Origin of the sequence: Burkholderia sp. HI2761 (assembly GCF_002223355.1) — a bacterium.
Lineage (GTDB): Bacteria > Pseudomonadota > Gammaproteobacteria > Burkholderiales > Burkholderiaceae > Burkholderia.
In genome coordinates, this window is the sequence record NZ_NKFN01000007.1 from 1498181 (window position 1) to 1514003 (window position 15823).

General features: G+C 68.2%; 14 protein-coding genes and 1 pseudogene. 6 read left to right on the plus strand and 9 right to left on the minus strand.

Going from position 1 to position 15823, the window contains the following annotated elements:
- Nucleotides 1-204: 204 nt before the first annotated feature.
- Both CFB46_RS24395 and CFB46_RS24400 read left to right on the plus strand, forming a co-directional pair.
- Nucleotides 205-566: pseudogene (locus tag CFB46_RS24395) on the plus strand (cytochrome C); the annotation flags it as partial.
- A gap of 224 nt (nt 567-790) precedes the next feature.
- A complete protein-coding gene (locus tag CFB46_RS24400; protein ID WP_027782724.1) occupies nt 791-1123 on the plus strand; it encodes a hypothetical protein in 333 nt (110 codons plus the stop codon).
- Nucleotides 1124-1240: 117 nt separating this feature from the next.
- On the opposite strand, the gene mmsB is transcribed toward CFB46_RS24400, so the two are convergent.
- From mmsB to CFB46_RS24415, 3 genes are all read right to left on the minus strand, one after another.
- The gene (gene mmsB / locus CFB46_RS24405; protein WP_089501554.1) at nt 1241-2131 is read right to left on the minus strand and encodes a 3-hydroxyisobutyrate dehydrogenase; all 891 of its coding nucleotides are present in this window, start codon (nt 2129-2131) and stop codon (nt 1241-1243) included.
- A gap of 23 nt (nt 2132-2154) precedes the next feature.
- On the minus strand, nt 2155-3681 hold the full coding sequence (locus tag CFB46_RS24410) for a CoA-acylating methylmalonate-semialdehyde dehydrogenase (RefSeq protein ID WP_089501555.1): 1527 nt from the start codon (nt 3679-3681) through the stop codon (nt 2155-2157).
- A gap of 120 nt (nt 3682-3801) precedes the next feature.
- On the minus strand, nt 3802-5121 hold the full coding sequence (locus CFB46_RS24415; protein WP_089501556.1) for an MFS transporter: 1320 nt from the start codon (nt 5119-5121) through the stop codon (nt 3802-3804).
- 158 nt (nt 5122-5279) lie between these two features.
- Between CFB46_RS24415 and CFB46_RS24420 the strand changes: the two genes are divergently transcribed.
- Complete coding sequence (locus CFB46_RS24420) at nt 5280-6239, plus strand: LysR family transcriptional regulator (RefSeq protein WP_027782728.1); 960 nt, start codon at nt 5280-5282, stop codon at nt 6237-6239.
- Nucleotides 6240-6329: 90 nt separating this feature from the next.
- Here the strand turns inward: CFB46_RS24420 and CFB46_RS24425 are convergent, their stop codons facing one another.
- The 3 genes from CFB46_RS24425 to CFB46_RS36055 form a co-directional block, all read right to left on the minus strand.
- Nucleotides 6330-7253 carry a hypothetical protein gene (locus CFB46_RS24425; RefSeq protein ID WP_089501557.1) on the minus strand — a complete coding sequence of 308 codons (924 nt, stop codon included), beginning with the start codon at nt 7251-7253 and terminating at the stop codon, nt 6330-6332.
- 130 nt (nt 7254-7383) lie between these two features.
- Complete coding sequence (locus CFB46_RS24430; protein ID WP_089501558.1) at nt 7384-8106, minus strand: haloacid dehalogenase type II; 723 nt, start codon at nt 8104-8106, stop codon at nt 7384-7386.
- An 81-nt stretch (nt 8107-8187) separates the two neighbouring features.
- Complete coding sequence (locus CFB46_RS36055; RefSeq protein ID WP_179235109.1) at nt 8188-8361, minus strand: hypothetical protein; 174 nt, start codon at nt 8359-8361, stop codon at nt 8188-8190.
- Nucleotides 8362-8582: 221 nt separating this feature from the next.
- Between CFB46_RS36055 and CFB46_RS24435 the strand changes: the two genes are divergently transcribed.
- The gene (locus tag CFB46_RS24435; RefSeq protein ID WP_089501559.1) at nt 8583-10832 is read left to right on the plus strand and encodes a putative bifunctional diguanylate cyclase/phosphodiesterase; all 2250 of its coding nucleotides are present in this window, start codon (nt 8583-8585) and stop codon (nt 10830-10832) included.
- 23 nt (nt 10833-10855) lie between these two features.
- Here the strand turns inward: CFB46_RS24435 and CFB46_RS24440 are convergent, their stop codons facing one another.
- The 3 genes from CFB46_RS24440 to CFB46_RS24455 form a co-directional block, all read right to left on the minus strand.
- On the minus strand, nt 10856-11908 hold the full coding sequence (locus tag CFB46_RS24440) for a response regulator (RefSeq protein ID WP_027782732.1): 1053 nt from the start codon (nt 11906-11908) through the stop codon (nt 10856-10858).
- Between the two features lie 76 nt (nt 11909-11984).
- Nucleotides 11985-12986 (minus strand): chemotaxis response regulator protein-glutamate methylesterase, encoded by a 1002-nt coding sequence (locus CFB46_RS24445; protein ID WP_089501560.1) that lies wholly within the window; start codon nt 12984-12986, stop codon nt 11985-11987.
- 693 nt (nt 12987-13679) lie between these two features.
- A complete protein-coding gene (locus CFB46_RS24455; RefSeq protein WP_027782734.1) occupies nt 13680-13904 on the minus strand; it encodes a hypothetical protein in 225 nt (74 codons plus the stop codon).
- A gap of 267 nt (nt 13905-14171) precedes the next feature.
- Between CFB46_RS24455 and CFB46_RS24460 the strand changes: the two genes are divergently transcribed.
- Nucleotides 14172-14861: a DUF969 domain-containing protein gene (locus CFB46_RS24460; RefSeq protein ID WP_089501561.1), complete on the plus strand. Its 690-nt coding sequence runs from the start codon at nt 14172-14174 to the stop codon at nt 14859-14861.
- Nucleotides 14858-15808: a DUF979 domain-containing protein gene (locus CFB46_RS24465; protein ID WP_027782736.1), complete on the plus strand. Its 951-nt coding sequence runs from the start codon at nt 14858-14860 to the stop codon at nt 15806-15808. The genes CFB46_RS24460 and CFB46_RS24465 overlap by 4 nt, the downstream gene beginning before the upstream one ends.
- Nucleotides 15809-15823 lie beyond the last annotated feature (15 nt).

A 15823-nucleotide genomic window follows, 5' to 3' on the forward strand; every position in this document is an offset into this window, starting at 1 on the left:
CGCGGGGCGCAGCGCCGGTTGGAAGGAAGATGGCTGTCCACCGGATGGCGGGCGCGGGGATGGCGCAATCGACGTGCCTGTGCGGAGAAAAAAGCGGCGAGCGACGGCGGCGCGGAGGCGAAAAGCGCTATGCACAGGGATGGCGGCGTGCGTGGGACGACGCGGAGAACGTGAGGCAGGCCGCGCGATCGGCGAGATTGTAAAAAGGCAGCGGAAGCCATCGCGACGCTCGGCCTCGACAGCGGCGCGCGTGCGACGCGGCGTGCGCGGTCTGTCCTGCGGAAATCGGGCGGCGTCGGGCATCGCGGCGTGGGTCCGCTGATGGGACTCAACACGAGCGCGTCAGCCAGGCGACGCCGGACAACTTGCTGCGCGTGCTGCACCACCGGGTTGACCAGCCGGCCACCGATCGGCGTGGCTACATGCCGGGCTTCGGCGATGCGTTCGACGATCGCCAGATGGCCGAGCCTGCCGCATACATTCGCGCTCGCTACGCGCCGCGGCAGCCGGCGTGGCGAAACGTCGCGCAAGCGTCCGCGGGAATCCGGCAGGCGGGTGCGCATTGACCGTCGCGCCGGCGTGAGCGCCCGGGCCGGCGGGCGTGCCGGGCGAAATGACCTGCCGGACGAAAACGATGGCCGGCGACGGCTGTAAATCTTGCCTGATTCGGCCATCGTTTAACCATTCGAAACAATGTGTTCACTGAAAGGGGCATGATCTCCGGCGATCCAGCAGGCATACTGTCGCCTATGTTGCTCAATGCACGTCGACCGGCGTGCGCTTGCCTTCCATGTCCATTCCAGTCTCTTTCCGAACCCTGCGATGGTTGACCATTGCGGCTGCTGCATGCTTGCTCGCCGCGTGTTCGACTGCTTCCGACGTGACCGCGACGTCGAACCCGAACGTATATACCGTGACGACGCGCACGGTCGGCGTGTCGACGACGTGGGCCGACGCCCACGAGAAGGCCGTCAGCGAAGCCACCAACTACTGCACGCAGCGCGGGATGCGCGCGAGCGTGAAGCAGGAATCGCTGACCGCCGGCCGCCGCATCGACGCACGTTCCGAACTCGCGTTCGAGTGCCATCCGACCTTCGAGACGGCGTCGAACCCGCGCGGTTGACCGAGCGGCGGCATGATTACGCCGCCCGCGTTTTTCTTCCCCCCGCATGCAAACCGACCCGCGATGCCGTTCAGGGCACATCGCGGGTCGGCGCACGTCCGGCGACGGCCGGGCGGGTCAGGCGGGCTGCGCCTCGTACAGCTTCACGCACGCGGAGAAGTCGAGCGTGCCGAGCCCCTGCTGGCTCATCGACTGATACAGCTGCTGCGCGAGCGCGCCCATCCAGACCGGCTGATGCGCGCTGCGCGCGGCTTCGGTCGCGAGCCCGAGATCCTTCAGCATCAGGTTCGCCGCGAAGCCGCCCGCATAGCCGCGCGCGGCCGGCGCCGTGTCGCTCACGCCCGGATACGGGTTGTACGTGTCCGCGCTCCAGCAGCGGCCGGTCGACGTGTTGATGATGCCGGCCAGCACGGCCGGCTCGATGCCGAGCGCGGCGCCCAGCGCCATCGCTTCCGCCACGCCCATCATCGAGATCCCGAGCAGCAGGTTGTTGCAGATCTTCGCGATCTGCCCGGTGCCGGTGCCGCCGCAGTGCACGACGTTCTTGCCCATGTCCAGCAGCACCGGGCGGATGCGCTCGAACAGCGCGCCGTCCGCGCCGACCATGAAGGTCAGCGTGCCGGCCTGCGCGCCGCCGGTGCCGCCCGACACGGGCGCGTCGGCGAGCGGGAAGTCGCGCTGCGCGGCGGCTTCGGCCACCGCGCGCACGGTGCCGGGATCGATCGTGCTGCAGTCGATCAGCGTCGCGCCGGCGCGCGCGCCGGCCAGCACGCCGTCGTCGCCGAGGTAGACGGCGCGCACTTGCTGCGCGGCCGGCAGCATCGTGATCACGACCGCACCGCGCGCCGCGGCGTCGCGCGGCGAGGCGGCCGCCGTCGCGCCGGCGCGCACCGCGGCGTCGACCGCGTGCGCGTCGAGGTCGAATACCGTCAGCGCATGGCCGGCCTTGAGCAGGTTGGCGGCCATGGGGCCGCCCATGTTGCCGAGTCCGATGAATGCAATTTCCATGTCGTGGCTCCCCATGCCTTGCATCAGCGCAGCGCGATCGTCGTGTTCACGCCGCCGGCCGTCGCGTCGTCGTCGAACCAGCGCGCGGTGACCGTCTTGGTCTGCGTGTAGAACTGCACGACCTGCTTGCCGTACGGGCCGAGATCGCCGAGCTTCGAGCCGCGCGAACCGGTGAAGCTGAAGTAGGGCACCGGCACCGGAATCGGGATGTTGATGCCGACCTGGCCGACGTCGATCTCGCTCTGGAACTTGCGCGCCGCCGCGCCGCTCTGCGTGAACAGGCCCACGCCGTTGCCCATCGGGTTGCGGTTGACGAGTGCGATCGCGTCGTCGAGCGTGTCGGCCTCGAGTACGACCACCACCGGCCCGAAGATTTCTTCCGTGTAGATCGACATGTCCGTCGTCACGCCCGAGAAGATCGTCGGGCCGACGAAGTTGCCGTGCTCGTAGCCGGGCACCTTCACGTCGCGGCCGTCGAGCAGCAGCGTCGCGCCTTCCTTCACGCCGGCGTCGATCAGCGACAGGATGCGTTCCTTCGCCGCCTTCGACACGACCGGGCCGACGTCGGTGCCGGCTTCGGCGCCCGCGTTGACCTTCAGCGCCTTCGCCTTCTCGACGAGATCGGGCAGCCAGTCGCGCGCCTTGCCGACCAGCACGACGACCGATGTCGCCATGCAGCGCTGGCCGGCCGCGCCGAAGCCCGCGCCGACGAGCGCGTTGATCGACTGCTCGCGGTGCGCATCGGGCAGCACGACCGCGTGGTTCTTCGCGCCCATCATCGACTGCACGCGCTTGCCGTGCTGGCTGCCGAGGTTGTACACGTGCGTGCCGACGCGCGTCGAGCCGACGAACGAGATCGCCTTGATGTCCGGATGCGTGCACAGGCGGTCGACCACCGTCTTGCCACCATGCACGACGTTCAGCACGCCTTTCGGTACGCCGGCTTCGATCGCGAGTTCGACGAGCTGCATCGTCGACAGCGGATCCTGCTCCGACGGCTTCAGCACGAACGTGTTGCCGCACACGATCGCCATCGGGAACATCCACAGCGGAATCATCCCGGGGAAATTGAACGGCGTGATGCCCGCGCAGACGCCGATCGGCTGGCGCAGCGTGTAGGTATCGACGCCGCCCGCGACGTTCTCCGCGAATTCGCCTTGCTGCAGCGTGCCGATCGAGCACGCGTGCTCGACCACTTCGAGACCGCGGAAGATGTCGCCCTGCGCATCGGGCAGCGTCTTGCCTTGTTCGGCCGTCAGCGTGTGCGCGATCCGTTCGAGATTGCGGCGCACCAGATCCTGGAACTTCAGCATGATGCGCAGCCGGGCGCCGATCGGCGTCGTCTTCCAGGTCTGGAACGCGCGCTGCGCGGATGCGATCGCGGCATCGACCTCGTCGAGCGTCGCATACGGCACGCGGCCGATGACTTCCTGCGTCGCGGGGTTGACGATGTTGCCCCATTCGGCGCTTTGCGAATCGACGAACGCGCCGTCGATCAGCAGCTTGGCGGTGGGCAGGGCGAGGGTGGTCTGGGGAACTGCGGCGTTCATGGAACTCTCCGGGAAACGGTGGTGCGAAGAAAAACGGTGGCCTGCGTCCGCCGGGCGTGCGGCCACGGCGGACGGCAGGTCGAACTGAAATACTGAAATCGAATGAAGGCGGCCGGTGTGCTAGGCGCGCGCCGGGCGCATCAACGCGGTACACACGAGCGCGAACACGCCGAAGCCGACGAGGTACGCGATCACGTAGTGCGGCTGGCCGCCGCCGGCCTTGAGCAGCGACGTAGCGATCATCGGCGCGAAGCCGCCGCCGATCACGCCGGCCAGCTGCACCGACAGCGAGATGCCGCTGTAGCGGATTTCCGCGGGGAACTGCTGCGCGAACAGCAGCGATTCCGGTGCATAGAGAATCGGGAACACGACGCCGAGGCCGAGCACGATCGCCCACCACGCGTACGACGTCTGCTGCGTGCCGAGCATCATGAAGAACGGCGCGGCGAACGCGCACATCAGCACGAGGCCGATCGCGAACATCCGGCGCTGGCCGATGCGGTCGCTCAGATGCCCGCACAGCGGCATCGTGACGAGCGACAGCACCGCGCCGGCCGTGATTGCGTGCAGCATCTCGGCCTTCGGCAGATGCAGTTGCTGCGTCGCGTAAGCGAGCGCGAACGTGACGACCATGTAGAACCAGGTGTTCTCGGCGGCGCGCGCGCCGACGATCGTCAGCACTTCGCGCGGATGGCGGCGCAGCGCGGCCATCACCGGCGATTTCTCGGCCTTGCCCTGGCGCTGCATCTTCTCGAAGTCGGGCGATTCCGGCACCTTCGCGCGGATGAACCAGCCGAGGCCGACGAGCGCGATGCTCGCGAGGAACGGCACGCGCCAGCCCCACGACAGCATGTCGGCTTCCGGCAGCGCGGCCACCGCGGCCATCGCCACCGACGACAGGATCAGGCCGAGCCCGACACCCGTCTGCGGCAGGCTGCCGAACAGCCCCTTGCGGCCCTGCGGCGCGTGCTCGACGGCCATCAGCACCGCGCCGCCCCATTCGCCGCCGACGGCCATGCCCTGCAGGAAGCGCATCGCGATCAGCAGCGCGGCGGCCCAGTAGCCGATGCTGTCGTACGACGGGATCAGCCCGATGATCATGCTCGGCACGCCCATCAGCAGCAGCGTGATCATCAGCATCGATTTGCGGCCGATGCGGTCGCCGAAGTGGCCGAACAGGATGCCGCCCATCGGCCGACCGATGAAGCCGACCGCGAACGTGCCGAATGCGGCGAGCGTGCCGACGACGGGGTCCAGAGACGGGAAGAAGATGCGGTTGAACACGAGCGCCGCGGCCGTGCCGTAGAGGAAGAAGTCGTACCACTCGATCGTCGTGCCGGCCATGCTGGCCCAGCCGGCCAGCAGGTAGTGCTTCGCGGTGCGCTCGGGGGCCGGCGTCGCGACTGTCGCATGCTCATCGAGGGTGGATCGGGTCTGCATGGTGTCTCCGTGGTAGTTGCCGCGGCTCGTGGTCCGCAGGTCACGGTCGAGTATAGTTATGCGCAGATTCATGATGTACCGATAAAGAAACCGGTTGGATGTGCATTTATGCATATCGATAGCCGGCCCGGAGACGCCCGCCCTTTTTTCCCTCGCCGATGCGACATGCCACCGAGCCGGTTTCCGGCAACCTGAACTGGGACGACCTGCGCTTTTTCCTCGAAGTCGCGCGCACGCAGCGCGCGAGCGGCGCCGCGAAGCGGCTCGGCGTCGACTACACGACCGTCGCGCGGCGCATCCGCGCGCTCGAGGCCGCGATGGGCACGCTGCTGTTCGACAAGTCGCGCTCCGGCGGCTTCACGCTGACGGCCGAAGGGCAGCGGCTTGTCGCGTATGCGGATGCGATGGAGACGACCGTGCAGTCCGCGTGCGACCAGGTCGCGAACACGGGCGCGGCGCTGTCGGGCCACGTGCGGATCGGATCGACCGAGGGGTTCGGCTGCTTTTTCCTGGCGCCGCAGCTCGCGCGGTTTCGCGCCGCGCATCCGCACGTGACGGTCGACCTGCTGCCGGTGCCGCATTTCGTCAACCTGCCCAAGCGCGAGGCCGATCTCGCGATCACGCTCGAGCGGCCCGAACGCGGGCCTTACGTGGTCACGAAGCTGTGCGACTACCAGTTGCGGCTCTATGCGACGCGCGACTATCTGGCGAACCACGCGCCGATCGCGTGCACGGACGATCTCGCGCGGCACGCGTTCATCAGCTACGTCGACGATCTCGCGTTCAGCAACGAGCTGCTGTACCTGGACCGCGCGGTGCCCGGCGCGACGGCCGGGCTGCGCACGACGAGCGTGATCGCGCAGTTGTTCGCGGCGCTGCAGGGCGGCGGGCTTGCGATCCTGCCGTGTTTCATGGCGGCCACGCAGCCGGCGCTGGTGCCGGTGCTGCCGAACGACGTGGTCGTCACGCGGTGTTTCTGGCTGACGTGCCGCGAGGATCTGCGCAAGCTGCGGCGCGTGACCGCGTTGTGGGATTACCTGCGTGCGGCGGCGGACGCGAATCGGGCGTTGTTGTCGGGAGAATCGGGGATGCTGCGATTCCTCGGCGAGCCGGAATAGCGGTGGACGGGCATGTCGCGACGGCGGCGTGATGATCGAACTGGATGCGATAGCCGCGGAGGAGCAGGCGGTCGCGATGGAGTCGGCGCGTTAGGCCTTGCCCGCGGGCGCGTAGTAGATTCGCCCGATATCCGTGTCGCGCGCCTGGCCGTTGCGTTCGGCCTCGGTGCACGTAGCCAGGAAATCGACCGTGCACAGATCCGCGCGTCCCAGCGCCTTCAGGATGCTCGACGTGCGCCACGCCGGCAGCCAGTCGGACCACGACAGCCGCACGCCCAGGAGCAGCGCGAGCAGGATGCCCACCGTGAGCGGTCCGCCCAGCAGCATGGCCAGATCGAGGCCCAGGTCGGAAAAGCCGCCGTCGCTGGTCCATAGCACCAGGGCCATGATCGGTACGAGAAAGCAGTTCATGCCGATGAACGACCATTTCCACGCCAGCCAGAGGTCGCGCGTCAGGCCGGCCAGCCCCGTGTCGCTGCACGCGTGATCCATGACCATGCGGTGCCGGTCGGGGGACGACAGCGCGAGCAGGCGACCGCGACGATCGACCACCGCAACCACGTCGTCGCCAACGTCGAAGCACTGGCCGCCAAGGAACCCGCGGTACGTTTTGCCGCCCGTTTCGATTTCGACCGGAAGCTTCGCGAACAGGATCTTGCCGTTCTTCCCCACGGTCACGTATGCGTTCGCCGACACGAAGGTCCTGGTCTCGCGCATGTTCGCGTACGACCACGTCGCCGGATGCTCGATCTTGTCGGCTGCGGCATTCAACCGGGCCAGGACGAGGTCTTCATCGGTTTGCTGAAACACCAGCGCATTGGCTGCGGCACCGTTGCCGGTGAGTGCGGCCATGATCGGCACGGCGCTGTGCGTGAACCAGTAACCCAGCGATTTCTTTCGGGCTTCGCGGTCGAAGGGCGGTACCTGACGGCTCCCGGCACTGTCCTGGTCGGGGCGCTCGAGAAAGCGCAACGCGGTCAGTTTGCCTTCGACGAGACGCAGGGAGGATGACATGGGGCAGGTGGCCGCAAAGGGACAGGGTTTGCGGAGTCTACCAGCCGTCTGCGTTTGTGCACGACGCGCCGTTCCGCCGGTGCTGCTTCGCGGCCGACAGCGCTCCGCGATCGCGCACCTGACCCGGCATTCAACCCGGGCAACCCAGCCGATCCGCGAGTTCGTTCAGATCCCTGACGTCGAAATCCCACGCATCGTCGGCTTGCAGGTCGGTCGTCTGGCCGGGCCCGTGCTCGGTCGGTCGCAGCACGAACGCGGTCGACAGCCCGAGCCGGCGCGCGGCGGCAAGATCGCCGTTGTGCGCGGCCACCAGGCACAGCTCGGCCGGCGCGAGGCCGAGAATCTCGACCGCTTCGGTATAGACGGCCGGCGACGGCTTGTACGCGCGGGCAACCTCGGCGCCGAGAATCGCGTCCCACGGCAGCCCGCCGTGTTTCGCGACGTCGACCATCAGCCGGATATTGCCGTTCGACAGCGGCGCGATGATGTAGCGCTGCTTCAGCCGCTGCAGCCCGGCGACGGAATCGGGCCACGGATCGAGCCGATGCCACGCGAGATTGAGCGCGTCGATGTCGGCATCGGGCACGTCGTCGATCCCGAAACGGTCGAGCGTGCGCACGAGGTTCTCGCGATGCAGCACGTCGAGCCGCACGTAGCGGCGACGTCCGCTGCGGATTTCTTCCATCGACGGCGAATACTCGGCGCGCCACGCATCGGCGAACGCGAACGGGTCGAGCGTCGGCGCGTGGCGCTCCAGGAATGCGGCGGCGCCGCGTGCGACACCGCTTCTCCAGTCGACGATCGTTCCGAAGACATCGAAAACGAGCGCCTTGATTTCGGCAGGGTTCGTCATGGTGATCCAGTGAAGGTCGTTCGACGGGGTTCACATCGCCGTGCCGCCGGATGGCGCGACGTCGGTTCGACGGACATTGAATCACGGATACGAAAACGCGGCCCGGGAGGCCGCGATGCGCGGCTTGGTATTCCCGTCGCGGCGCGGGTTGCTGCCGCGCGTGCGCTTGCCGATCGATTTCCCGGCCGAGCCCATCCGGAAGGACTGACGCGCGGCGCCCGCGCCTTCGTGCAGCGCAGCAACCTGGCGCCGCACCAGCCGCCGCCTGCGAGCTTCGCGGCGACCGAGCGTATCCCCTGATGGAAGCAGGTATGCCGATCGTCACGGATTGGTGTTAAATACATTTCGGCGCGTCCTGGCACGGCGCGCAAACGGGGCGCACCGGGCATCGGCGTAAACCCGGGGCGGGACAGGGGCACGAAATCGATAACGAATCGGGCGCATCAGACCCGATCGGACAGACGGCAGGATTCATCTTGAATACCGAACCGCAAAGTTCTCGCTACAGCCTCGGGCTCGCCGCGGAAGTCCTCGCATCCGAGCAGAGCGTACTGAGGCTGATCACACGCAACACGCCGCTGCCGGAACTGTTGTCCGAAGTTTGCCGGCGTGCCGAGGCTTTGCTCGGCGACGGCGCGTCGTGCACGATCCTGCTGCTCGATACGGACGGCGTGCACATGCGCGTCGGCGCGGCGCCGTCGCTGCCCGCACAGTACAGCGCGGCGATCGACGGCGCGGCGATCGGGCCCGCGGCCGGCTCGTGCGGCACCGCGATGTACGAGCGCCGCATGGTCGCCGTCGAGAACATCGAAACCGATCCGCTGTGGGCCGACTACCGCGCCATTGCATTGCCGGTGGGCTTGCGCGCGTGCTGGTCGGTGCCGTTCATCGACGATGCCGGCGTCGTGCTCGGCGCGTTCGCCATCTATCACCACTGGCCGTGCTGCCCGAGCGACGAGGAAACCGCACTGTTGCGCGATATCGGCAACAGCGTCGGCCTCGCGGTGCACCAGGACCGGATCGCGCGGCAGCTCGCGCGCAGCGAGGAACATCACCGGCTCGTCGTCAACAGCCTCAACGAAGGGATCCTCGTCGTGTCGCGCGACGGCGTCGTGGTCGCGAGCAATCCGAGCGCGAACCGGATGATGCGCGTGAAGCGCGACCCCGTCGGCCGCCGGCTGTCGACGGTGATCCTGCGCAAGCTGCACGAAGACGGCACGCTGCTCGCGCCGGACGACTGGCCGAGCCGGATCGCGCTCCTGACGGGCACGCCGCAGCTCGGCTACACGGTCGGCTTCGGCCTCGCGGACGGCGACGTCATCTGGGTGCGCGGCAACGCGGTGCCGATCGTGAAGCCGGGCGAGACGCAGGCCGACTCGGTGCTGGTGTCGTTCAACGACATCGGCCCCGTGCGCGAGGCGCAGCAGCAGTTGCGGTATCTCGCGACCCGCGACGCGCTGACGGGCCTCTACAACCGCCGCTGGCTCGGCGACCGCATGCGCGAGCTGTTCGGCGAGCACGATGCGGCGGCCGGCCCCGCGCGCGTCGCGATCCTGTTCATCGATCTGGTCGGCTTCAAGAAGGTCAACGACACGGCCGGCCACGACGCGGGCGACGCACTGCTGCGCAGCGTCGCGGCGCGGCTCGCGGCCTGCGCGGACGGCCGCTACGCGCTCACGCGCGTCGGCGGCGACGAGTTCGTGATGCTCGTCGACGACTGCGACGATCCGGAGCGTCTCGCGGTGCTCGCGCGCGAGGTCATCGAGGCGATCGCGAAGCCGTTCGCGGTCGCGAACAACGAATACTGGCTCGGCGTATCGATCGGGATCAGCGTCGCGCCGCGCGACGGCGACGACGCCGTGACGCTGATGCGCAACGCCGATTCGGCGATGTACGACGCGAAGCAGCGCGGGCGCAACCACTTCACGTTCTTCACCGCCCAGCTCAACCTGCGGCTGCAGCGCCGCTTCGCGATCGAGCAGTCGCTGCGGCGCGCGCTCACGTCGGACATGCTGCGGCTCGCCTATCAGCCCGTCGTCGATGCGCGCAGCGGCCGCACGGTCGGCGCCGAGGCGCTGCTGCGCTGGACGAGCCCCGAGCTCGGGCCGATGTCGCCGGCGGAATTCATTCCGGTCGCGGAAGACACGGGGCTGATCGTCGCGATCGGCCAGTGGGTGCTCGAAACCGCGTGCCGGCAGGCGGCCGAGTGGCGCCGCACGATCGCGCCGGACCTGATGCTGGCCGTCAACCTGTCGCCGCGGCAGTTTCACGAAGGGCTCGTCGAATCGGTCGCCCGCTGTCTCGCGCAAACGCGGCTCGATCCCTCCGCGCTCGAACTCGAGATCACCGAAGGCGTGCTGATGAACGACACGGATACCGTGCTGCCGATGCTCGAAGCGCTCGCGGACATGAACGTGCGGATCTCGGTCGACGATTTCGGCACCGGCTATTCGTCGCTCGCGTACCTGAAGCGCTTTCCGCTGCACAACCTGAAGGTCGACCGCTCGTTCGTGTCGGGCGTGCCCGATCATCACGACTCGGTGGCGATCACGCAGGCGGTCGTCGCGATGGCCCATTCGCTCGGGATGAAGGTCACGGCCGAGGGCGTCGAGACGCAGGCGCAGTCGTGGTTCCTGCAGCAGATCGGCTGCGACATGCAGCAAGGCTATCTGTTCAGCCGCCCGCTGGACGCGAACGACTACGCGCGCCGGCTAGGCGCCGCATAAGCGCGCGCTCGCCAGGTGTCCCGCTAGCGCGCGCCGAACCCGCCGGCGCCCGGCGGCGGATCGATCTCGACCCGGTTCTTGCCTTCATGCTTCGCGCGATAGAGCGCGCGGTCGGCCGCCTCGATCAGGAGTGTCGTCGGCAGGCCGGGCGCGGGCACGATGCTCGCGCCGCCGATGCTGATCGTCACGGTGTGGTTGCCCGTCGACGAATGCGCATGCCGCAGCCGCAGCGCCTCGACCGCGAGCCGGATCTTCTCGCCGAGCAGCCGTGCGGCGCCCGGCGACGTGGCCGGCATCACGACCGCGAATTCCTCGCCGCCGAAGCGCGCGGCGAGATCGCCCGACTGCCCGAGGCAGCGCTCGATCGTCGACGCGATCTGCTTGAGCACGCTGTCGCCCGACACGTGCCCGTACGTGTCGTTGTACAGCTTGAAGTTGTCGACGTCGATCATCAGCAGCGACAGCTCGCTGCGCTCGCGCGTGCCGCGCCGCCACTCGGCGGCCAGGTATTCGTCGAGATAGCGCCGGTTCGCCAGCCCGGTCAGGCCGTCGGAGTGCGTGAGGCGCCGCAGTTCGAGATTGGCCTCGAGCAGTTGCTGTTGCGACTGTCGCAGCGCACGGTAGGCTTCGTCGCGTTGCAGCAGGTTCATGTACGAGCGCGAGTGGTAGCGGATGCGCGCGACGAGCTCGATGCGATCGGGCAGCTTGACCAGATAGTCGTTCGCACCGGACGCGAACGCGGCGCTCTTGATCACCGGTTCTTCCTGCGTCGACAGCACGATGATCGGCACGTCGCGCGTCGCCGGATTCGCGCGGTACGCCCGCACGAGGCTCAACCCGTCGATGCCCGGCATCACGAGATCCTGGAGGATCACGGTCGGGCGCGTCTCGATCGCGGTGGCCATCGCGTCGTCCGAGCGCGGGCAGTAGTGGAAGTCGATGCCTTCCTCGTCGACGAGCGCGCGCCGCACGGCTTCCGCGACGATCGTCTGGTCGTCGACCAGCAACACCATCGCCGGCGTGTCGGCGGGCGACGCGGTCGGGCCGCCCGGCGGGCGAGTCAGGTCAATCGTCATGGGCGATGCGGGTCGTTGCGGTCGTTGCGGTCGTTGCAGGGGCAGGCATGGGCGTTGCGCGCGGTCATCGTCGGGCTCAGATCCGCGCGAGCGCCGCCAGCTCGCCCGCGATGCGCCCGAGCGGCAGGATCGCACGCGCCGCGCCGAGCGTCGCGGCCGCCTTCGGCATTCCGTACACCGCGCTCGTCGCCTCGTCCTGGGCGATCGTATGGTAGCCCTTCATCCGCAGCGCCTTCAGGCCGATCGCGCCGTCGCGTCCCATCCCCGTGAGCAGTACGCCGATCACGCGGCCGGACCAGTGCTCGGTCAGGCTGTTGAAGAACACGTCGACCGACGGTCGATACGGCGTGGCGGCTGGTTCCCGCGTGTATTCGAGCGTGCCGGCGCGCGTGATGCGCAGATGATCGTCGGTCGCGGCGAGCAGCGCGACGCCCGGCTGCGGGCGGTCGCCTTCGCGCGCGACGCGCACGGCGAGCCGGGTCTGACCGTCGAGCCATTGCGCCATGCCTTCGGCGAACGCGCGATCGACGTGCTGCACGATCACGATCGGCGCATTGAAATCGGCCGGCAGGCTGCCGAGGATCGACGCGAGCGCGCCGGGGCCGCCGGCCGAGGCGCCGATCGCGACCAGCGGGCCGCCGCCGCGCGCGGCCGCGCCGGCGACGCGCGTGCCGCCCGGCACGTCGAGCAGGCGGCCGATCTGGTCGATCTTCGCGAGCAGCAGTTTCGTCGTGTCGCCGGCGGCGCCGTCGCCGAGTTGCGGCGTGTCGACCGCGTCGAGCGCACCGGCGCCCATCGCCTCGAACACGCGCCACGCGTTCGCGCCGATGCAGCTCGTCACGATCAGGATCGCGCACGGTCGTTCGGAGCGCATGATCCGCCGCGTCGCTTCGATCCCGTCGAACTTCGGCATGATCAGATCCATCAGCACGATGTCGGGCGGCTGCGCGGCGCACAGTTCGACGGCCTGCGCGCCGTCGGTCGCGACCCACAGCACGCGGTGCTCGGGCCGTCGCGCGATCGCGCGGCGCATCGCCTCGACGGCAAGCGGGAGGTCGTTGACGATGCCGATGTTCACAAGCGGAATTCTCCGGTCGGTTCGTAGTGTTGGAGGTGGGCCGGGTTCATGGAGGGGGCTGCCTGTTCGGCGCGGCCGGGCGGCATCGGCGGCCGGACGGCGCGGCATTCTTTTGGTTGACGACGCCCGAATGCTGTCATGCAGCGCGGGCGGCGGCAATCGAAAAATGTGCGCATGATGCCGTTTCAGTGCGTTTCCTCTATGACTGTGCCGCATTGCCTGCAAGCGGGCCAGTCGATCCTGTCCGGACAGGCCGCAAAAGTCCGCATGTTACCGTGCCGGCATCGACAAAAAGAAAGGGGAGAACCGGATGAGCGCGCCTGAAACCCTGCTCGTCGTGCGCCGCGCCCCGTTCGCACCGATCGTGATCGGGCGCGTTGGCTGTTTGCTGTAGAGGATCGACGGCGAAAGCGGGCACGCGTCGTTTTATCGCGATCGTCCGGTCGAACGCGATGCGGAGCGCAAGCGTTATTTCAGCGCGATGTTTGCCGGCCGCGACGAGGTCGAAGCCTTCATGACGGAACGCGATCGCGCCAGCCACGGCGCGGTGGCGAACTTGCCGAGGCGCTTCACGCAGGCCGGCTACCGACAACCGCGCGAGGGCCGGGGGTTTTCGGTACGGGCGCGGGCACGGGCGCGCCGGCCGCGTAGAGGCCGTATCGGGCCGTAGAAGGCAGCGGACGCGCCGCACCGTCAATGGCTGCGCGCGTAGCCCTGGATCAGTGCGCGCATCATCCCTTCGACCGTCGCGTCGCGCAGGTCGCCTTCCTGCTCGGCTTCCTCGACGAGCGCGGCATAAGCGGTCGCGAGCGTCACGCGGTCGACTTCATGGCGTTGCTCCATCAGCGTCACCATCCCGTCCTTCGCCAGATGAGCGGAGAACGCGCGGCTGCCGATGGTCTGGAATACGTCAATCATGGCGGCTCTCCCGTACGTTGCCGATGCTTTTCAGTGTAGTCGGCGGCGCGGGGCTGCGCCACGCGGGCCGGCCCGATTCGTCCGACGAAATGCGGCCGGCACACGGCGCGTGCACGGTTTCCGCCGGCTTCAACGTTTACCCGAACCGGCAAATCGTCGACTTTTTATCGATAAAGTCTCGTGTTAGATTTTCGCCGACCGAGCCCGATGCAAACCGGGCCGACAGCGCGTTGCCGGCGTGCCGCGCGTCCAACACAAGGAGGGGAAATGCTGGTGCTGATTGGGGTGCCGATCGTCGTGATCGGCTTCGCGCTGCGCTTCAATGCGCTGCTGGTGGTCACGATCGCGGGGCTCGCGACGGGGCTGGCGGGCGGGTTGAATCTCGTCGACATCGTCAGCGCGTTCGGCAAGGCGTTCGCCGAGAACCGCTACATGGGGCTGATCTGGCTCACGCTGCCGGTGATCGCGCTGCTCGAGCGCAACGGGCTCAAGGAGCAGGCGAAGCGGATGATCTCGCGCGTGCATGCGGCCACCACGGGCCGCGTGCTGATGCTGTACTTCGTGCTGCGCCAGGCGACGGCCGCACTCGGCCTCACGTCGCTCGGCGGCCACGCGCAAATGGTGCGGCCGTTGATCGCGCCGATGGCCGAGGCCGGCGCGGTCAGCCGGCACGGCGAGCTGCCCGAGTCGGTGCGCCAGCAGATCCGCGCGCATGCGTCGGGCGCCGACAACGTCGCCGTGTTCTTCGGCGAGGACATCTTCATCGCGATCCAGTCGATCCTGCTGATCAAGGGCTTTCTCGAACAGAACGGCATCTCCATCGAGCCGCTGCACCTGTCGGTGTGGGCGATTCCGACCGCGATCGCCGCGCTGCTGATTCACTGCACGCGCCTCGCGCTGCTCGACCGCCGGCTCGCGCGCGGCTTCGGCCTGGTGAAGCAGGAGGGCGCGCGATGATCGGCCTCGAATCGCTGTACACGCTCGCGGGACTGATGTTCGCCGCGTTCGCCTACTTCAACCTGACGGATCGCACGAACCCGCGGCGCGTCGTCAATTTCGCGTTCTGGGCCGTCTATGCGGTCACGTTCCTGTTCGGCGCGCTGCTGCCGCATTTCGTCATGGGCTGCCTCGCGATCGCACTCGCACTGATCGCCGGTTCGGGCAAGCTCGGCCGCGGCCAGTCGGACGAGGCCGGCGAAGCGGCGGCCGTGCGGCGCGAGACGCTCGCGCAACGCTTCGGCAACCGGTTGTTCCTGCCCGCGCTGCTGATTCCGGTCGTCACGCTGATCGGCACGTTCGCGCTGAAACTCGTGCCGTTCGTCGACCCGAAGAGCGTGACGCTGATCTCGCTCGTGCTCGGCACGATCGTCGCGTTCGTCGTCGCGCTCGCGATGCTGCGCGATTCGCCCGTGCATGCGCTGAAGGAAGCGCGTCATACGATGGATGCGGTCGGCTGGGCCGCGATCCTGCCGCAAATGCTCGCGGCGCTCGGCGCGTTGTTCGCCGTCGCGGGCGTCGGCGGGGTGGTGTCGGGGCTCGTCAAGGAGTGGGTGCCGATCGATTCGCCGTTCGCGGTGGTCGCGGCCTACACGGTCGGCATGGCGCTGTTCACGATGATCATGGGCAACGGTTTCGCCGCGTTCCCGGTGATGACGGCCGGCATCGGCCTGCCGCTGATCGTCCACCAGTTCCACGGCAACCCGGCGATCATGGGCGCGATCGGGATGCTGAGCGGCTTCTGCGGTACGCTGATGACGCCGATGGCCGCGAACTTCAACATCGTGCCGGCGGCGCTGCTCGAACTGAAGGACAAGAACGGCGTGATCAAGGTGCAGTGGCCGACGGCCGTGCTGCTGCTGGCCGTGAACACGCTGCTGATGTATGCGTTCGTATTCCGCTTCTGACTCGATGGACGAGAT